This is a genomic window from Halarcobacter sp., assembly GCF_963675975.1.
Taxonomy (GTDB): domain Bacteria; phylum Campylobacterota; class Campylobacteria; order Campylobacterales; family Arcobacteraceae; genus Halarcobacter.
Genome location: NZ_OY780939.1, coordinates 671,126 through 687,380, shown reverse-complemented (window position 1 = coordinate 687,380; position 16,255 = coordinate 671,126). Strand labels below are relative to the sequence as shown.

The 16,255-nt window shown below is 28.8% G+C and carries 18 protein-coding genes; 7 read left to right on the top strand and 11 right to left on the bottom strand.

The window, feature by feature from the left end; all coding sequences use genetic code 11:
• Positions 1-16 precede the first annotated feature (16 nt).
• The 6 genes from gcvT to lpdA are packed head-to-tail and all read left to right on the top strand — an operon-like array spanning position 17 to position 6,541.
• Positions 17-1,087 (top strand): glycine cleavage system aminomethyltransferase GcvT, encoded by a 1,071-nt coding sequence (gene gcvT / locus ACKU3H_RS03335; RefSeq protein WP_320035558.1) that lies wholly within the window; start codon positions 17-19, stop codon positions 1,085-1,087.
• Positions 1,088-1,104: 17 nt separating this feature from the next.
• Positions 1,105-1,470, top strand: a complete 366-nt coding sequence (gcvH, locus tag ACKU3H_RS03330; RefSeq protein ID WP_320035557.1) for a glycine cleavage system protein GcvH — start codon at positions 1,105-1,107, stop codon at positions 1,468-1,470.
• A gap of 9 nt (positions 1,471-1,479) precedes the next feature.
• Positions 1,480-2,823 carry an aminomethyl-transferring glycine dehydrogenase subunit GcvPA gene (gene gcvPA, locus ACKU3H_RS03325; protein ID WP_320035556.1) on the top strand — a complete coding sequence of 448 codons (1,344 nt, stop codon included), beginning with the start codon at positions 1,480-1,482 and terminating at the stop codon, positions 2,821-2,823.
• Positions 2,820-4,271: an aminomethyl-transferring glycine dehydrogenase subunit GcvPB gene (gene gcvPB, locus ACKU3H_RS03320; RefSeq protein ID WP_320035555.1), complete on the top strand. Its 1,452-nt coding sequence runs from the start codon at positions 2,820-2,822 to the stop codon at positions 4,269-4,271. Before gcvPA ends, gcvPB begins: the two co-directional genes overlap by 4 nt.
• Positions 4,272-4,296: 25 nt before the next feature.
• The gene (gene lipA / locus ACKU3H_RS03315; protein ID WP_320035554.1) at positions 4,297-5,187 is read left to right on the top strand and encodes a lipoyl synthase; all 891 of its coding nucleotides are present in this window, start codon (positions 4,297-4,299) and stop codon (positions 5,185-5,187) included.
• Position 5,188: 1 nt separating this feature from the next.
• Positions 5,189-6,541, top strand: coding sequence for a dihydrolipoyl dehydrogenase (gene lpdA, locus ACKU3H_RS03310; protein WP_320035553.1), 1,353 nt, complete (start codon positions 5,189-5,191; stop codon positions 6,539-6,541).
• A gap of 10 nt (positions 6,542-6,551) precedes the next feature.
• Here lpdA and ACKU3H_RS03305 read toward each other — a convergent pair whose 3' ends face one another.
• The 11 genes from ACKU3H_RS03305 to ACKU3H_RS03255 all read right to left on the bottom strand — a co-directional run bounded on the left by ACKU3H_RS03305 (position 6,552) and on the right by ACKU3H_RS03255 (position 15,146).
• The gene (locus ACKU3H_RS03305) at positions 6,552-7,160 is read right to left on the bottom strand and encodes a TRIC cation channel family protein (protein ID WP_320035552.1); all 609 of its coding nucleotides are present in this window, start codon (positions 7,158-7,160) and stop codon (positions 6,552-6,554) included.
• Positions 7,161-7,184: 24 nt separating this feature from the next.
• The gene (locus ACKU3H_RS03300) at positions 7,185-8,321 is read right to left on the bottom strand and encodes a glycosyltransferase (protein ID WP_320035551.1); all 1,137 of its coding nucleotides are present in this window, start codon (positions 8,319-8,321) and stop codon (positions 7,185-7,187) included.
• On the bottom strand, positions 8,318-9,169 hold the full coding sequence (locus tag ACKU3H_RS03295; protein ID WP_320035550.1) for a hypothetical protein: 852 nt from the start codon (positions 9,167-9,169) through the stop codon (positions 8,318-8,320). Before ACKU3H_RS03295 ends, ACKU3H_RS03300 begins: the two co-directional genes overlap by 4 nt.
• Positions 9,170-9,215: 46 nt before the next feature.
• The gene (locus ACKU3H_RS03290; RefSeq protein ID WP_320035549.1) at positions 9,216-10,406 is read right to left on the bottom strand and encodes an ArsS family sensor histidine kinase; all 1,191 of its coding nucleotides are present in this window, start codon (positions 10,404-10,406) and stop codon (positions 9,216-9,218) included.
• Position 10,407: 1 nt separating this feature from the next.
• Positions 10,408-11,076, bottom strand: coding sequence for a response regulator transcription factor (locus tag ACKU3H_RS03285; protein ID WP_320035548.1), 669 nt, complete (start codon positions 11,074-11,076; stop codon positions 10,408-10,410).
• Positions 11,069-11,479, bottom strand: a complete 411-nt coding sequence (locus ACKU3H_RS03280) for a Spy/CpxP family protein refolding chaperone (RefSeq protein WP_320035547.1) — start codon at positions 11,477-11,479, stop codon at positions 11,069-11,071. Before ACKU3H_RS03280 ends, ACKU3H_RS03285 begins: the two co-directional genes overlap by 8 nt.
• Positions 11,445-11,768, bottom strand: a complete 324-nt coding sequence (locus ACKU3H_RS03275) for a cytochrome C (RefSeq protein ID WP_320035546.1) — start codon at positions 11,766-11,768, stop codon at positions 11,445-11,447. The genes ACKU3H_RS03280 and ACKU3H_RS03275 overlap by 35 nt, the downstream gene beginning before the upstream one ends.
• 19 nt (positions 11,769-11,787) lie before the next feature.
• Positions 11,788-12,555: a cytochrome b/b6 domain-containing protein gene (locus ACKU3H_RS03270; protein ID WP_320035545.1), complete on the bottom strand. Its 768-nt coding sequence runs from the start codon at positions 12,553-12,555 to the stop codon at positions 11,788-11,790.
• A 10-nt stretch (positions 12,556-12,565) separates the two neighbouring features.
• On the bottom strand, positions 12,566-13,078 hold the full coding sequence (locus ACKU3H_RS03265; RefSeq protein ID WP_320035544.1) for a diheme cytochrome c: 513 nt from the start codon (positions 13,076-13,078) through the stop codon (positions 12,566-12,568).
• 11 nt (positions 13,079-13,089) lie between these two features.
• Positions 13,090-13,491 carry a DUF1924 domain-containing protein gene (locus ACKU3H_RS03260; protein ID WP_320035543.1) on the bottom strand — a complete coding sequence of 134 codons (402 nt, stop codon included), beginning with the start codon at positions 13,489-13,491 and terminating at the stop codon, positions 13,090-13,092.
• A gap of 77 nt (positions 13,492-13,568) precedes the next feature.
• Positions 13,569-15,146 (bottom strand): HD domain-containing phosphohydrolase, encoded by a 1,578-nt coding sequence (locus tag ACKU3H_RS03255; protein WP_320035542.1) that lies wholly within the window; start codon positions 15,144-15,146, stop codon positions 13,569-13,571.
• Between the two features lie 139 nt (positions 15,147-15,285).
• Here ACKU3H_RS03255 and ACKU3H_RS03250 point away from each other — a divergent pair, with 139 nt between their 5' ends.
• Positions 15,286-16,254 carry a multidrug resistance efflux transporter family protein gene (locus ACKU3H_RS03250; RefSeq protein ID WP_320035541.1) on the top strand — a complete coding sequence of 323 codons (969 nt, stop codon included), beginning with the start codon at positions 15,286-15,288 and terminating at the stop codon, positions 16,252-16,254.
• The last annotated feature ends 1 nt before the right edge of the window (position 16,255 follow it).

Genomic DNA, 16,255 nt, shown 5'->3' with positions numbered 1-16,255 from the left:
ATTTAAAAGGATAGTAATGGAAGGCTTATTAAGAACTGCACTTTATGAAAAACAGCTTGAAACAAAGTGTAAGATGGTTCCTTTTGCTGGATGGGAGATGCCTATACAGTTTGATGGAATCATAGCTGAACATGGTTATTGTAGAAACGATGTGGCACTTTTTGATACTTCACATATGGGAGAGTTTTTCTTTAAAGGTGATATTCAAACTTCAGGTATAAATGAAGCAACTTCTATAAATATAGACGCTCTTAAAATAGGAAAATGCAAATATGGCTTTTTGTTAAATGAAGAGGGTGGAGTTATAGATGACCTTATTATTTATAGAATAAGCGAAGATGAACTTATGATTGTAGTAAATGCTTCAAGAGCTGCACTTGATTTTAAAACTATTACAAGTAGACTTAAAACTGGTTCTTTAGATGACAGATCTAAAGAGGTTTCTAAACTGGATGTTCAAGGTCCAAACTCTAAAAAAATTTTACAAAAATATTTTGATGTAAATCTAGATGATATGGGTTTCTTCTCTTTTGTTCAAACAAAAATATTTGGTGAAGATTGTTTGTTAAGTCGAACGGGATATACAGGGGAACTTGGATTTGAACTTTATGTAGATGCCACTACAGCTGTAAAGATTTGGGATGCACTATTAGCTGATGGCGTTAAACCAGCAGGTTTAGGAGCTAGAGATGCTTTAAGACTTGAGATGGGTTACAGTCTTTATGGAAACGATTTAACAGAAGAGATTACACCACTTGAAGCAAATCTATCAATGTTTGTAAATTTACAAAGAGAGTATGTAGGGAAAAGTGCTTTAGCAAAACAGAAAGAGCAGGGTGTAAAAAGATTATTAATCCCTTTTAAAACAACTTCAAGAAGAAGTGCAAGAAAAGATTTTGAAGCTTACCAAGATGATAAAAAAATTGGTTTTGTAACTTCTGCAGCTTTTTCTCCAACACTAAATGTTGGAATAGGTTTGGTTATGGTTGATGTTGAAAATTTTGATGAAAATAGAAGTTTTGAATTAAGAGATGCAAGGGGAGCAATAGAGGCAAATAAAGCTTCGTTGCCATTTATAACAAAATAGAAGATTAGGAGAAAAAAATGAAAAAATTTAGTCAAGAGCATGAGTGGGTTGAAGTTGATGGTGAAAATGGTGTTGTTGGTATTTCTGCATATGCAATCGAGCAATTAGGTGATATTACATTTTTAGAGTTACCAGAAGTAGATGATGAAGTTAGTGCTGAAGATAGTGTTGCCTTTATTGAATCAGTTAAAGCAGCAAGTGATATTTATACTCCAGTATCAGGGACTATTACAGAAGTAAATGAGGCACTACTTGATACACCTGAATTATTAAATCAAGATGCAAATGCAAACTGGATTTATAAATTAACAATTTCAGATGAGAGTGAACTAGAAAGCCTTATGGATGAAGAGGCTTACAACGAATACACTGAATCATTATAGGAGATAAGTATGCCATATACTCCCCATACACAAACAGAAATAAAACAGATGCTTGAAACTATTGGTTTAGAAGAAGAGCATCAGCTTTTTGATTCTGTACCAAGTAATCTTAGAATTGACTCACTTGATATTGAAGATGGTTTAGATGAGTTTACAACTTTTGAGAAGTTTAAAACACTTGCTTCAAAAAATGCAACTGATAAAACTATCTTTTTAGGTGGTGGTTACTATGACCATATTGTTCCAAGTGCTGTTGATGCATTAAGTGGAAGAGCAGAATTTTATACAGCTTATACTCCATACCAAGCAGAAGCATCTCAAGGAACTTTACAAGTATTATATGAATATCAAAGTTTAGTTTGTAAACTAACTGGGATGGATGTTTCAAATGCCTCTATGTACGATGGTGCAACTGCCTTGGCTGAAGCTGCACTTATGGCTGTTAGAATCTCTAAAAGAAATAAAATCTTAGTAGATGGTGGAGTAAATCCAACATATATCAAAGTAGTGCAAACTTATTTAAAATTTAGAGATATAGAAGTTGAAATTATACCTTTAGATGGTGACCACAGTGATTATGAGACAATTGAAGCAAAAATAGATGATAGTGTTGGTGGATTTTTATTTCAAAACCCAAATTTCTTAGGTTCTATAAACTCATATGAAAAGATAATAGAGAAACTACATGAAAATAAAGCAATTGCTGTAATGTCAGCATATGCAGTATCTTTAGGAGTTTTAAAAGACCCTGCTTCTATGGGTGTTGATATAGTTACAGCTGATGGACAATGCTTAGGAAACTACCTTTCTTTTGGGGGACCATCATTTGGACTTGTAGCTACAAGAGAGAAATATATTAGAGATTTACCAGGAAGAATTATTGGTAAAACTTTAGATAAAGATGGCAAAGAGATATTTGTATTAACAATGCAAGCAAGGGAGCAACATATTAGAAGACATAGAGCAACTTCAAATATCTGTTCAAACCAAAATCTTTTAGCTTTAAGAAGTACAATCTTTCTATCTCTTTTAGGAAAAGAGGGCTTTGAAGAGCTTGCAACTACTTGTTATAGTAAAAGTGAATATCTAAAAGGTAAATTAGCTTTAGTTGAGGGTGTAGAGATTTTTAATAGTGGAGAAACTTTTAATGAGTTTGTTATTAAAACACTTTGCGATGCAACTGATTTATTAGAAGAGATGAGTAAAAAAGGTTTTTATGCAGGGATAAATCTTGGTAACCTATATGATGGGTTTGAAAACTCTATTTTAGTAACAGTAACTGAAAAAAGAACAAAAGAGCAAATGGATATGTTCGTTGAAGCTCTAGCACAAACTTTAGGAGTACAAGCATGAGTAAGGTATTAACAATATTTGAAAAATCTCAAGGGGGAAGAAAAGGTATATCTCTTCCTAAATTAGATGTTCCTAAAAGTGAAATCAAAAAAGAGTTTACTAGAGAAAATAAAGCGCAGCTTCCAGAACTTAGTGAGTTTGATGTGGTTAGACACTTTACAAATTTGTCAACTAAAAACTTTGCCATTGATAAAAACTTCTACCCACTTGGTTCTTGTACTATGAAATACAATCCAAAAATAGCTGAAAGAGTAGCAGCTCTTGAAGGCTTTGCTGGAATTCATCCACACTTAGTTACAAATAATATGAGTGAAGATGTTCAAGGTGCCCTTGAAGTTGTAGATATGTTAGAACAAAAACTTTGTGCAGTAACTGGAATGAGTGCTTTTACAACTACTCCACAAGCTGGAGCTCACGGTGAGATGCTAGGAATTATGATGATTCATAAGTACCATGAAAGCAAAGGAAACAAAAGAAAATATGTAATTGTTCCAGATTCTTCACACGGAACAAATCCAGCAACAGCAGCAATGGTTGGATATGAGGTTATCACTATCAAATCAGATGAAAATGGTGCTATGGATTTTGAAGCTTTCAAAGCGAAAATGTCTGATGAAGTAGCAGCTGTAATGCTTACAGTTCCAAACACTTTGGGTATATATAATAAAAAGATAAAAGAGATTTGCGATTTAGCCCATGAGTATGATGCAATGATGTATTATGATGGAGCAAATATGAATGCAATTATGGGTGTGGCAAGACCAGGAGATATTGGTTTTGATGTTATTCATATCAATGTTCATAAAACATTTGCAACTCCTCACGGTGGTGGAGGTCCAGGTTCAGGTCCTGTTGGGGTAAATGAAAAACTAAAACCATTTTTACCAGACCTTGGAATAAAAAAAGTTGATGGAGAGTATCAATTTTCAAATGGCGGGAGTGATTCTATTGGAAAAATATCACCATTTTTTGGAAACTATGGAATCTCATTAAGAGCAATTGTTTATATGACAATCTTAGGTGGAAATGGGATGAAAAATGCCAGTTCAAAAGCAGTACTAAATGCCAATTACATAAGAGTAAGACTAAGAGAGTATTTTGATATGCCTTATGATACTTTATGTATGCATGAGTGTGTATTCTCTGCAAAAACACTTGCTAAAGAGTATAAAGTAACAGCTATGGATATAGCAAAATATCTTTTAGATTTTGGTCTTCATGCACCAACTGTTTATTTCCCATTGATTGTAAAAGAAGCAATTATGATAGAGCCAACTGAAACAGAAAACAAGCAAACTATTGATGAGTTTTGTGACAGGATGATAGAAGCTGTAAAACTAGCAAAAGAGGATGCAGCAGCTTTCCAAGAATATCCAAAAACATTAGGTGTATGTAGACCTGATGATACAAGAGCTATTAAAGAGCTTGATGTTTGTTTTGACTGTTAAGAGATAAGATTTAAAAGGATTAGAAATGACTAAAAAAATGAATATTAGGGAAACAATAAAAAACAGTGACAATGGTAGAAAACCAGAGTGGCTAAGAAAAAAACTTCAATTTGGTGCACAAAAAGAGATGGACCAACTTTTAAACAATGTTGGTATCCATACAATCTGCCAAGAGGCAAAATGCCCAAATATAAGCGAATGTTTCTCTAAAAAAAATGCAACCTTTCTAATCCTTGGGGCAATTTGTACAAGAAGATGTAGCTATTGTAATGTAGCTACTGGAAAACCTCTTGAAGTAAACAAAAAAGAGATTGAGCAAGTAACAACTTCTGTTAAATTACTTGACCTTAAATATGTGGTTATCACAAGTCCAGCTAGGGATGATTTAAAAGATGGGGGAGCAAGACAGTTTTATGAAGTAACTCAAAATATCTTAAAAGAGTTACCAGATACAAAAGTTGAGCTTTTAATCCCTGATTTTCAAGGAGATATGGACTCTTTAAAACTTGTGGCAAATAGTGGAGCAGTAGTTTTGGGGCATAATATGGAAACAGTACCAAGTCTATATAAGATAAGAAAAGCTGCAAACTATAAAAGATCACTTCAAGTTCTAAAAAAATTAAAAGCTTTGGCTCCTAAAACTGCTAAAACAAAAACAGCACTTATGGTAGGGCTTGGTGAAACCGAAGATGAGATGATTCAAGTGATGAAAGACTTAAGAGATGTTGGGTGTGATTACTTAAGTATTGGTCAATATTTGGCACCATCAAATGAGTTTCAAAGAGTTGTTGAGTATGTTAGACCTTCACAATTTGAAAAATATAAACAGATAGCTTTAGATTTAGGCTTTGAGTATGTTCATTCAAGTCCATATACAAGAAGTTCATATTTAGCACATGAGTATGTAGGAGAGTAATATGTATGATGTAGTAGTAATAGGAGCAGGACCGGCAGGATATGAGATAGCTTCCCTATTAGGTGAGGGTGGAAAATCTGTATGTTTAATAGAAAAAGATGAGGAACACTTAGGTGGAACTTGTCTAAACTGGGGATGTGTTCCTGCAAAAAACTTTTTAGAAAGTGCAATATATACAAAAAAAGCCTCATATTTCAAAGAGTGTGGAGTTGATTTTACTTTAAATGGTTTTGATATAGACAAGCTTAAAAGTAATACATGCAGACTAATTTGTGATACTAAAACAGGAATTTTCAAAAAGCTTAAAAAAGCAAAAGCTGAGATTAAATATGGAACAGCCTCATTTGTAGATGAAAACTCTATAAAAGTAAATGATGAGATTATAGAAGCTTCTGAGTTTATTATAGCAACTGGTTCTAATCATAGGGAACATCCATTGATGAAAATAGATAAAGGTAAAATCATCTCCTCTAAAGAGGTTTTTACCCTTGATAAACTACCAGAATCTATTTTAATAGTTGGTGGTGGAGCTATTGGGTGTGAGTTTGCTACATTTTTTCACTCACTAGGAGTTAAAACACATATTGCAGAGTTTACACCAAAGCTTCTTCCTATAGAAGATGATGATATGGGAAAAACCATCAAAAGAGAGTTTGAGAGAAGTGGAATAAAAGTTGATGTAAAAGCAAATATTATTGAATATGAGGTTTTAGAAGATGGGGTTCAAGTTACACTTGATTTAGGGAAAAAACAAGAGGTGTTAAAATTTGATAAGGTTTTAATCTCTATTGGAAGAGTTCCAAATACAAGTGAGCTAAATCTGGAAAAAGCAAATATAGCAAGTGACAATGGTTTTGTAGAGGTGGACTCAAATTTACAATCAGAAACTAACAAAAAAATATATGCAATAGGTGATGTTATAAGATCTCCTGCTTTAGCCCATGTGGCTTATTATGAAGCAAAAAGGGTTGCAAACAAAATTTTAAACCATGAAGCCTTACCTCAAAAAGCTATTTTCCCATCTGTTACTTTTTGCTCTCCACAAGTTGCATCAATAGGGGAAAGTGAATACTCTTTAAAAGAGCAAGGTGTAAAATTTAAAACAAAAAAAGTGTTTTTTAAAACAAGTGCAAAAGCTAAAATAAAAGGTGATGATAGTGGGTTTATAAAAATCATCTATGATGAAGAGTCTGAAACTATTTTAGGAGCTGGTATTGTAGGAAATGAAGCAACTGAGTTGATACATCAATTTTTAGTTGCCATAAATGCAAAACTTACTTTAAAAGATTTATCAAAAATGATTTTTGCCCATCCAACACTTAGTGAATCAACTTTGGAGGTTTTTGGGCATTAAAGTAATCTTCTTAGGATAAAGTTGGTAGATGCCATCTTTTTTTGTAAGCAATTAATCTTAATATTACACCAAATATAAATATGGAAAGAAGGGTGATTTTGTTTATCTCATAGAAAGAATCAGCGGCAATTATTATAAAAGAGATGATTATGGCAATTGCACCATAAAAATCACTCATAAGTACAGCGGGAATTCTATTTATTACTACATCTCTAAGTGTTCCTCCACCAATTGCTGTTAAAAGTGAAAGTAGAACAATACCAATCATATTGAAATCTGATTTCATAGCTATTAAAGCTCCTGAAATAGCAAAAGAGACTAAGCCTATTGTATCTGTTAATACAAAAGCTAATTTCCCTTCTAAATCGGGTATTTTATGAAGTTTAAAAACTATTGCAATAATAAGTGTAGATAAAACTAATATTATAGGTAGATTGTTTGTAAATATATATGGGGTTTTATTGGCAATAACATCTCTAACCATTCCTCCACCAAAGGCAGTTAAAAAAGAGGAAATAAATATTCCTAAAATGTCTAATTTCATATGTACAGCAATTAAAAAACCACTAATTGCAAAAGATATTATTCCTACGATATCTGCTATTTCTAATGCAGTCATCTAAACCTTTCTTTTTTGTTGTGATTATACTTTATCTTTAGTAAGTACTTTCTGATGAATATCAATAAAATATTCAAAGCTTTTAAGGATATCGTATCTGTGTTTTTTCTTTTTAGAAGCTTTTGAGAGTTTTTTTCTAAATTGCTTTTTTTCGTATAGTTTTGTTATAGCTTTTTTCCATTTTTCTTTATCAATTTTTTTTACAATTCCACTTTTTGGTTCTTTTTTTATAATCTCTTTTGGACCACCAATATTTGAAACAATGGCAGGTAATCCTGAGATTTGAGCTTCTATTACAACTTGCCCTAAAGTATCAGTTATTGAAGGGAAAAGAAAAACATCACTTATGGTATAAACACTTAAAAGTTCCTCTTTTTGCATTTCACCAAAATAGTAAGCATTTTTAAGGGGATAATTTAAGTATTTGCCAGCACCTACCATTATAAGTGCAGCATCTAATCTCTTTTCTTCTATTAACTCATTCCAAGTATCTATTAAAAATTTAATATTTTTTTCATCAGTTAATCTTCCCACATAAAGAAATTTTACTTTCTCTTTTATTTTATATTTTTCTATTAGGTATTTTCCATGATTTATATTGTTAAATTTTTGAAGATTTATACCTATAGGGATTTTTTTTATTTTAGATGAGTCAATTTTTATATCATTTATCATCAACTTTTTATTCTCTTTTGAGCGGGTGAAAACAAGGGAAAAGTCCTTATAAAAATTGATTAATACCCTTTTTGAAATATTTTCTAAAAACTTTGAGTGAGTATTTTCATAAATATATGAGGGGTGATTTGTATGATATGTTCCTACAATAGGGATAGCAAGTTTTTTTGCAACTCTCTGGGCGCAAAAACCTAAAGGACCTGGCGTGGAGATATGAATAATATCAGGCTTTTCTTCCCTTAATAGTTTTTTTATTTGAAAATAACTTGGAAAAATAAGTGAAAATTGGGGATAAAAAGGCATCTTAAACTTAGCAATTTTTTTTACACTCGTTACATTTTTGTAAAAAGAAGAGGGTGTTTTTTGATTTGAAAAAAAGACTTTTAAATTTATATTATGAAGCTGGCTCATCCTTGCAATATCTTCAATAAAAGTTGAAGTACCATTTGTATCATAAAATGTATCAGTAAATAGATATATTTTCATATTTTAACCTTATACAAATAAAATAGAATGCTTATAAATATTATCATCGCAATTAAGATAGCATCTTTTATAATCACTTTTTTATCTATAATCATTGCAGCAATAATTTGTGAAACTCTTTTGAAAATTGTAATAAATTCAACTGCAATCAAGGAAGCTGCAATAAAGTACAAAAAATATATAAATGGCCAAACTGTATAAAGTAGAATCTTTTTAAGAGTAATTGTTTTTGATTCCTTTCTACTTAGAATAAAAAAATTTATAGCAATAAGAAATTGAATAAATGAATAAACCAAAAAGCCATTGTAAGTTTGTACAATTTTAACAGAAAAATACATGGTATTAAGTAGTGTAAACAATAAAAGTAAAAGCAAGGGGAGATTTTTTATCTTTTTATTTTTAATTTTATCAACATAATAAAAAAGGGTTAAAGCAAATAAAATAAAACTAAAAACTGTAGCTTCAAAAAAAGAATCATATTGTATATCAAGATTTTTATTAAATATAAATATTGAATTATAGAAAAAAGCAAGTATAGGCATAAGATAAATTGTTGAAAATACAAACATATTTATCATAGTGTAGTTGCCACTATTTTGATGATAGTTTTCTCTATATAGATAAAATACAAAAAGTTCTAATAGGTTTAGAAGATAAAATTTCCATTCATAAATAAATGAAAAATCTTCTTTATTAAAATCATACATGAAAGAATAGATTATCAAAAGTATAATTGATGAGATTAAAAACATCAAAAATGACTGAAAATTTCTATTTTCATAACTATTAATTTTTTTGTATAAAAAATTTTCTAAAAAGGCTGATAAAAACATATATATAAAACTCATAATTGTATTATGACAAAAAAAGTGGATTAGTTGATTACAATATTAATTATTTTATATGTATAGTAAAGATATTTTCTTTATTTTTATATGAATATTCCAATTCAAATTTATGTTTAACCAGGATTTTATTAACAATGCTTAGACCAAGACCAAACCCATCTCTTTGGGAAGATTCTTGAATAAAAGGTTTTAAATAATGCTCAATATCTTTTGAAAGTTTATCTGCACTATTTTTTACGATAATTTTATTTTCAACAGCTTCAATTTTTATTGGATAATTAGTAGTATATTTTAAAGCATTGTCAATTAGATTTTTCAAAGCAATACTTAAATACTCTAAATCAGCATAAATCTTAAAATCATCAGAAATATGTAATTTTACTTTTGATTCATCTTTTATATACAATTTATTTAATGCTTCTAAAATTAGTGTTTCAGCACTAAATTTTGTGAAATTTAGATTTGAAGAGTTTAATTTTTCCAATTGAATTAGTTCATTAGTAAGAGTTTCCAAATCTAAAAAGATTCTTTTTAAAAGCTCTTTATTTTGGGAAGGATTAAATTTTTCAATAACAAACTTCCCTTTTGCTATAGGGGTTCTAAGTTCATGCCCTATATCTCTTAATAGGTCTTCTCTTGTTTTAATTAATTCTTCCAAGTTTTTTGCCATTGAATTAAAAGTATTAGCTAATGTACCAATCTCATCATTTGAATTTATATCTATTCTACAAGAGAAATCTCCATTTGAAAAGTGATCAATCTCTTTTGTGATTTTTTTAAGTGGTGATAGAAGTTTTAGTATATATAAAAATATGATTATCAGAACAAATATATCTAAAAATACTAAGATATTTAGAGTTAGTTTTTCATTTATGTTTCTTTCATCTTGGCTTTTTAATATATATTCATCATCTAAATATTTTATGTGAATTATAAATTCATCTTCAAAGGGTATTTGTGAAATAGATATAAATCCAAAGGTATGTTTTTTATAATATATTCTACTAAGTGTATTATCAGATTTTTCTAATTGTTTAAGTCCATATTTTTTTATAATCTCATCAATTTTATTTTTATCATCAATATTTAGAAATATCTCATTTGATATTTTTAGATATTTGTCAGTTGCTAAATCTTCAATCCTTTGAGAATTGATTTTATCTATCCATAATCCTATTATTATCATTAAAATAAGACTAATTATAAATAAAATTGATATTTTTTTTCTAATACTCATTTTATCCTACAAATTTGTAACCAATGCCCCAAACAGATTTGATATATTTTGATTCCTTAGGATCATCTCCTATTTTATATCTTATATTTGAGATGTGCATGTCAATGGTTCTATTTTTTGTATTTTCATCTAAAGAAGTAGCATGAAGAATTTGCTCCCTTGATGAAACTTTATTTAGGTTTTCAATTAAAAAAATAAAAATATCAAATTCTATTTTTGTAAACTCTATAGGGTAGTTGTTTAAACTTACTTCATAATTTAATTTATCTATTATAAATTCATTAATTTTAATTTTGGAAGAGTGGCTCTTTTTTAGTATGGAGTTAATTCTAAGTACTAATTCTCTGGGTTCATAAGGTTTGGCTAAATAATCATCAACTCCCAACTCAAAGCCATGGATTTTATTTCCAATATCTCCCCTTGCGGAAGATATAATTACAGGAATATCTCTTATTTTTTTAAGTTTTTTAAAAAGGTCAAACCCATCCATATTAGGAAGCATTAAATCTAAAATAACAATATCAAAATTTAGAGAATTTTTTTCAAACTCTTTTAATGCTTCTTTTGGATCATGAAAACTTGTACAGTTAAAATCATAATCTTCTAAATACTCACATATAAAACTCTCCATTTGTTTGTCATCTTCTACTAAAAGAACATTTTTATTCAACTCTCCACTCCTTTAGATAAAAAGAAAATTTTTCCCTTTGTTCAGGTGTTAAAATAGAATGAATTTTTTTTAATACTTTTATTTCTAATTCTATTTCATCTTCTAATATATCTTCTAATATATCTTCATATTTTTCTTCATTAAAGTTGTCTGCTTTGAAAAGTTCTTTTAGTCTTAACTCTTTAGAAGCTCTTTTTTTAGTATATTTTGCATATTTCTTTCTATATTTGATTAGAGTCTTTTTTATTTTTTCAAGTTGATTCTCATTTAGATTTAAATAATCGAGATTTTTATGAATATGCTCTTTTTTGTATTCGTGAAAATCAAAATCGTGTTTACTAGCATATAAAGAGGTAAACAAAAATAAACTACATAAAACTGTTAATATCTTTAATTTTATCATCTTCAATTAAACCCTTTTCTATATCCATGTGACAAGCACTGCAGTTTGCTTTAGTTTTTACTTCACTATTTTTAAAAATCTCTTTTGGAATATTTTTATGTTCTTTTTTCCAAAAAGATGTTTGTGTTATAGCTATTATATCTTTATTTTTAATAGAGTTCAAAACCTTTACACTTGCCTCTTTTGTACTTTTTTCAGCACTATTTTCCAGCAAAAAGTTAAGTATATTTTGAGTATCTTCTTCATCTAAAGAAGCATCATCTCCAAAATGATTTTTTAAATCTGACATTAATATTTTCCAAGATTTTTCAGGCAAGATATTTGGAGGGATACAGAGTGTGGCACGATGCACACTCACTTACAAAAAGCTCATTTTTCTTTTCATAATTTATGGGTTCATATTTTGAAACTAGAAGTAAATTCCCTTGATTTGTAAAACTAAAAACTAAAAATAAAATAAAAATAATCAAAAATAAAAACCCTAAGGCTTTTTGAAAAATATTTAATTTTACATTTTTTACTATATTTAAAGTTTTATAACCTGTAAAAATTGAATTTAGTGTTTGTGTCTCAGGCTTGAGTAATCTATCGCTTAAAACTCCTCCAATATGGGCAACAATTAATATAATTAAAAGGGTTGAACAAAATTCATGTATCTCTTCAAATATCTCCATCTCTTTATAATAAGAATTATTTAGAAAAGATAATAAACCTTTTCCTTCTTGAATACCAAATGTTAAAACACCACTTATAATAGTTAAAGCAGTTACTACAAACATTGCAATCATTACATATGAAGCAGCAGGATTATGTCCTGCATACTCTTTATGTGAAAAAATATTTGATAAAAATTCTTTTAAAGCTTTTATACTTAATGGAAAATCACTAAATCTAGAATATTTAGGTCCAGCAATTCCCCAAAAGAATCGAAAACCTAAAAGAATAAAAATCGAATAACCAATTATTGCATGATAGGTTAAAAGATTGTCATCATCAGTTAAGAAAGCCAATAAAATAGATGTTGCAAATAACCAATGAAACACTCTTGTTGGAAGTGTCCAAATATAAGATTTCATAGAACTCTCCTTAATCATCCCATTTACCATAATTTGGGATTAAAATATCCTTTTCTGAATAAATCCCTTTTTGTGCAGTTGTATGACAAGCTGTACAATTAAAAAGCCCTTTTACCTCTTTTTGATTAATAAATCTTTTTGGAATCTCTCTATGCTCTTTTATAAAATAGGGTGTTTTGCTAATGGCAATAACACTTCCATCATTTCTCATTGTTCTAGCTATTTTTTTACTTCTTTTATAAGCTAAAGCTTTTTGGGCACTATTATCATCTAAATATTTAGATATAGCTTTAAAATCTTCATCAAGTAGTGTTGCATCAACACCAAAGTGATTATCTAAACCAGCCATCATTTTTTTCCAAGAATTACTTGGCAAAAGTCCTGGCTGGTATGCAAAGTGACAAGCTGCACATTCATTTATATAAAGTTTATTTTGAACAGGAGCAACTCCAGGTTTTTTATAACTATACCAATCTGCAAAAAGAGTTGATATAAAAATGGTAAATAAAAATATTAATCTCATTTTATCCTCCTTTATTTTGACATGATGTAAGTAAGTACATCACCTTTTTCTTTTGCTGTACCTTCTCTATTGTAGACATCATTAAAATTTCTTTTGAGCCATTTTCTTATTTTTTTCTCTTTAGTCAGTCTTTTAGGGTTTGTTTTTGGTGATAGTGGTTCAATAATCTTTGCAGTAAAAAAGTTTTCATGGGATTTTGTTAAATCTATTCCATGACACGATGTACATGAAACCTCTTTACCTTTTTTCCCCATATGTGTAGAGGTAAATATCTCTTCACCTCTTTTTAGATCAAAGCCTTTAAAGTTTGGTTCTACTTTTATAACTTCATTTTTTAGATTAGTTAAGTAGTTATCTATCACACTACTAAATGAAAGAGTTGCAATAAGTGCAGGAATAATTATCTTTTTCATCTCTTCTCCTTTTTATTTCTATTGAAATTATAAAAGAAGAGTATAAAGTGTAAGTGGGAATGTTCTTGACAATTTCTTTACAAATTGTCTTTAAAAGTTTCTCGTATTTTTAAAAATTCGTCTAAATGTTCAAAAAAGATATCTATAAGTTTTGGATCAAAATGTTTTCCACGCTCCTCTTTAAAAAGATTAAAGATTCTTTCATCATCCCAAGCTTTTTTATAACATCTATCACTACCTAAAGCATCAAATACATCGGCTAATGCAGTAATTCTTCCATATATATGAATATCTTCCCCCTTTAGTTTTCTAGGATATCCTGTTCCATCCCACTTCTCATGGTGTTCATAGGCTACAGTGGCAGCACATTTAAGAAGAGGTCTATTTGAATGCTTTAACATCTCAAATCCTAATTTCGCATGGGTATCCATAACTTTTCTTTCTTTTTCATCAAAACGCCCAGGTTTATTTAAAATGGCATCAGGGATAGCCACTTTCCCAATATCATGCATAGGACTTGCTTGTTTTAACATCTCTGCTTCATCTTTTGGAAGACCAACATATAAAGCAAGAAGTTTTGAATACTCAGCAACTCTTTTTACATGATTTCCTGTTTCTTTACTTCTAGTTTCACCAATAGCACCCATAGTAAAAACAACTTCTCTTTGGGTCTCTTCAATCTCCTTATTTAGGTTTTTTATTGTACTTAATCCCTCTTGTACTTTATTTTCAACTTCATTAAAACTTAGGGCTACATTTTTATTTACTTTTATTGATAGAAAAATAATTATTAAAATAGTAATTAAAAGTAGTATTATCATAAAAGTGAAATTATTAGCGATAAATTCTGAGGTTATGCTTTCTATCTCTTCTTCAATTTTTAGATTTAACTCTTTATTTCTATTTACAATTTCATATATAGTTTTTTGTAAAGATTTTTCATTTAGTTCTAAAATATTAAGTCTTATTACATAATCACCTATAATTTTAACTATTTCTAAATAATCTTTTATTTTTCTATTTTCATAAGAGTTGCTAAGGGATTCAATTTTTTCAATCCAAGTATCTAAATACTCTTTTTCTTTATATTGAAAAAGAACCTCTTTACTGTAATATTTTATGTCAGAAAAACTTTTTATTAATCTTATATTTTTAGTTTTTAGAATATCTTGTTCTAGGTTTGTTCTTAAAATATTTTCTTTTGGATAATTTTCTGAAAAAAGATTTTTTAATTCTATTTGTTCTAATTGTAAATTATATATATTGTCAAAATTCTTTTCTATCTCTTTTTCAGATTTTGAGAGTAATGCTAAGTGATTTAAAATTTTTGAATTTTTATGAATATCTTTTATAAAAAAATCTAAAAAATCATCTTTATCTTTTATTATTAACTTGTTTTTTAACTCTTCAAACATTTTTTCATATTTATGAAACTCTTTTTTTGTATCATATAATTCTTTTTTATTAGTTGTTGTAGTCGCATCTTTAACAAGTATATTCATATTCTCTTGCATCAAAACAAGTTTAGATATCTCTTTTCTTGATTGGTTATTTTCTTCCAATTTAGTAAGTAAAACACCATTTAGGAAAAATATTGCCAAAATAAGAAGAACAATTACAACAAATGTAAGTGTTACTATTTTTTTTATGTTCACAGTGATCCTAGGTATATAATTATTTATTGGATTATATTTAAATATAAATCGTATTTTAACAAAAAATGATCATTTTAACAACAATATAGTACAATTCTGTTTTTTTTTAATCAAATCAAACAACTTTAAGGAAATTAAATTGAATAAAATTAAAGATATTATTGATAGTTATACCCATACTACTGTATTCCTTTTAATTGTTGGACTTTTAGCTGCAATATTTTTTACAGCTACCTTTTTAATAAATAGAGCAATCTCTTTAGATGGGGGACATTGGTATTTTTCTGGTTCTTTAAGGCTTGTTTATCTTATCTTATTTTTTAGTATAGGTTTTATTATTTTTAGAGGAGTTTCATATTTCAAAGCTGTTTTAAAAGAGTATATTGATAATTTTAGATTTTGGACAATTGCTGGAACTATTGGTTTTGGATGTTTTTATTCTCTTCTATGTTATGCAGCAGATTTTTCTCCTGCTTGGGTTGTGGCAACAACTTGGCAGATTACACTTATCTCTTCACTTTTTGTTTTATCTTTTTTTGGTAAAAAATTATCAAAAAAAATATGGATTTTTACTTTAATAATATTTGTAGGCATCACTTTAGTAAATGTTAGTCACTTTGATATAAATAATATTGAGCCACTTCTTTTAGGTTTTTTACCCGTTTTAGTGGCATCTTTTTGTTACCCTTTTGGTAATCAATTGGTTTGGGAAGAGAAAAAGAAAAGAATAGATAAAAATAAAGACTATAAGGTTTTAAATAACACTTTTGTAAAAGTGTTTTTGCTAACTCTAGGAAGTTTTCCTTTATGGATAGTTTTATATTTTACTACAGATGCAACTGTACCTTCAACATCACAATATATCAATGTAGCTATTGTAACTTTATTATCAGGAGTTATAGCTACTTCACTTTTTTTATATGCAAGGAATCATGCAGATACTTCAAGCAAACTAATGCTTGTAGATGCTACACAGTCAGGGGAAGTATTTTTTGCTTTAGTTGGAGAGCTTTTATTTTTAAATGCAGCCCTACCAAACGCTACAGGTTTTGTAGGTTTAATAGTTACAGTTACAGGACTTATTTTATTAACAAAATCAAAAGAGTAGA